This window comes from Sphingobacteriales bacterium, assembly GCA_012517435.1.
In the GTDB taxonomy this organism is placed as follows: Bacteria; Bacteroidota; Bacteroidia; order CAILMK01; family JAAYUY01; genus JAAYUY01.
Genome location: JAAYUY010000247.1, coordinates 1 through 2,959 on the forward strand (window position 1 = coordinate 1; position 2,959 = coordinate 2,959).

Below are 2,959 nucleotides of genomic sequence, written 5' to 3' on the forward strand. Positions count from 1 at the left end.
CGGTTGCATCCTGACCTTATGTCCCAAAAGGGAAGTAATTTCACAGAAATCACAGTTAAACGGACATCCCCTCGAAACCTGTATGCTCATAAAAGCATAGTCTTTCACTGACAATAAGTGATAGTCAGGAACAGGAGTATGTGATAAATCAGCATATTCGTTGGTTTGATAAATCCTTTCAGGAGTTTTTCCTGTTTGAATGGCATTCAGAAATGGGGGGAGTGTGATTTCTGCTTCGTTGAGAATGAAATGATTGATTTGCGGATAATTAACATATTCCTGCGTAAACAGAGGCCCTCCGGCAACAATGGCAGTTTTGTTTTTCAGACATAATGCAATGACTTCATCTACCGACTTTTTCTGAATATACATGGCGCTGATAAACACGTAGTCGGCCCAAGCAATATCTTTTTCCTGCAGTTTATATATATTCATGTCAATCAGTTTTTTATGCCACTCCTTTGGCAACATGGCTGAAACAGTAATCAGTCCGAGGGGAGGAACTGCTGCCTTTTTGGATACAAATCGCAGGGCATGTTTGAAACTCCAGAACGAATCAGGATATTCGGGAGAGATGAGTAATATATTCATGATGAAAAATTTCAGGCAAAAATATACTTCAGAAATGAGGAACCGAAAAAACAGGGACAAATGAAGGTAAAATGGGATAAATGCCGGTGTTTAGGGATAAATGGTAATTGTTAATCCCTTTGATCTTTAGGTGAGGATGTTACAAACTCTTTAATTTTCAATAGATATACCCTTGAAACAGGGATTTTTTCCTCAAAGCCCTTGATCAGCAGAAAATGATTGCCAAAGCTTTTTTCCATTCTTTCGACATAAATGCTGTTGACGATAAATGCCCGGTGGCAACGGACAAAATTGGGGAAGACTGACAATTGATTTTCAATGTTTTTCAGGGTGTTTCTGAGAAGCGCTCTTTTGATTTGTCCTTCTTCCAGAAAAAAAATCTCGGCATAGTTGTCGGCTGAACGGATTAAAACTAAATCTTTTGCCGGAAGACTAATGTTTTCTGATTTGTTTTCGGAATTGATGACGATGGTCTTCTGTAGTACATCCATACCAAATTGCTCCACCTTTTTTTGAAGACCTTTCTTTTCAAGGATTAATTCTTCCTGACGGTTTTTTAATTCATTCATAATGTCGTAGTAACGCAAAAGGACAGGCGGAGCCAGGCAAATCAACAGAACCTTAAACATGATGAAAAAGGTAATCTCGATACCTGCCACATAACGAAGATAGAAAGCAAAAGCTGTTGTACTTAAGACAAGCATCAGCAAACTGCCGGCATATTGAGGAAAAACCATTTCATTTTCAGTATTTTCCTGCTTTTCAAACACAACGGGGATTATATCCCTGGAGAGCATAATGAAGAAAAAAACAATAGCAGCCAGTCCAGCCACAAGTACCAGATTATCATTAAGTTCGGGATTTTTAAACGGAAAAGGCTGAAAGAAGAGAATAAAAAGGTAAATGCCCAGACTGATGCCAACAGATAAGCCTGCCTCTGCCTTTACCTGTGCAATAATCCGGTTGATTTTGTCATTCATCAAAAAAATCTGTTAAAATTATACGTTCAAAGATAATCAAACCTGAATAATTTTACGGAAGGAATTAAAGACCCGGTGACTGAAAGCAAATGAATAAAATCGGGAACATACCGGGCGACCTTGTTATGATTTCCCCATAAAAGCAAATTGTTATGTTTGGAAAAAATGCATTTATGCAAAAGTGAGGCAATGAAAGGAGCGAAAAATTATAAGGCCGTCCCTACGGGACTTGGCTCTTTTTTTTTGTTGATGTTACCAAAAGATCGTCCCTACGGGACTTAAACGGATATTGATTTTTTGTTTTATGAGACAATTTTAAAATCAGGAAACGGTATAAGCTCCCCTCTCTTTTCGAAAGAGAGGGGCCGGGGGTGAGTTAGATACTGTTTCCAAAAAATCCTCTCTACGGGACTTGAGTGGGTATTGATTTTTGTTTTATGAGACAATTTTAAAATCAGGAAACGGTATAAGCACCCCTCTCTTTTTGAAAGAGAGGGGCTGGGGGTGAGTTAGATACTGTTTCCCAAAAATCCTCTCTACGGGACTTGAGTGGGTGTAGATTTTTGTTTTATGAAACAATCATAAAATCCGGAAACGTTATAAGCTCCCCTCTCTTTTCGAAAGAGAGGGGCCGGGGGTGAGTTAGATACTGTTTCCCCAAAATCCTCCCTACGGGACTCGAGTGGGTATTGATTTTTTGTTTTATGAAACAATCTTAAAATCAGGAAACGGTATAAACTCCCCTCTCTTTTTGAAAGAGAGGGGCCGGGGGTGAGTTGATACACAAACAATGTCGTCCCTACGGGACTTGAACGGATATTGATTTTTTGTTTTATGAGACAATCTTAAAATCAGGAAACGGTAGAAGCTCCCCTCTCTTTTCGAAAGAGAGGGGCCGGGGGTGAGTTTATCATACCATAACCTTTGCAAGGCAATAAGACTTGTAAAAAATTGAATATTAATGACTTAATGGATTTCACAACTGTCTAATAAGTGATTGTTATCTCCTGTCCTTCATAAGCGTCAAAAACCAAAAACCAGGATTTTTCATTTTGCATGAGTTTTTTACTTCCGTATTTCACTTTGACCTGCTTTGGTTCCTGGTGGAGAACAAGAGTAAATCCTTCTATTTTTCTGATTTGATTTTGTTTAAACGTTACTGAGCAGCCTTTCTGATTCCCTTTAACAAAAACCTGAATGTTTTCAATGGCATTCCGGTATTCTGTCATTTTTGAAGGGCTTGTTGCCCAGCCTTTTTCATCAGATACCTTTTTAAAAAGGGTTTCAGGAACCGACAAAAGAGTGTCATTGTAAGCTGTGTAGGCAGGATGTCCGATCCAGGTCATTTGTCCCTTGTATTTTTTAACATAAATGCTTAGATAATCAAG

At 38.7% G+C, this 2,959-nt stretch carries 3 protein-coding genes; all 3 read right to left on the bottom strand.

Features of this window, described 5'->3' with window-relative positions; translation table 11 throughout:
• The coding region (locus GX437_13455) for a B12-binding domain-containing radical SAM protein (GenBank protein NLJ08660.1) at window positions 1–591 on the bottom strand (591 nt) is incomplete at its 3' end.
• A gap of 110 nt (window positions 592–701) precedes the next feature.
• A complete protein-coding gene (locus tag GX437_13460; protein NLJ08661.1) occupies window positions 702–1,571 on the bottom strand; it encodes a LytTR family transcriptional regulator in 870 nt (289 codons plus the stop codon).
• Window positions 1,572–2,557: 986 nt separating this feature from the next.
• The gene (locus tag GX437_13465) at window positions 2,558–2,917 is read right to left on the bottom strand and encodes a hypothetical protein (protein ID NLJ08662.1); all 360 of its coding nucleotides are present in this window, start codon (window positions 2,915–2,917) and stop codon (window positions 2,558–2,560) included.
• Window positions 2,918–2,959 lie beyond the last annotated feature (42 nt).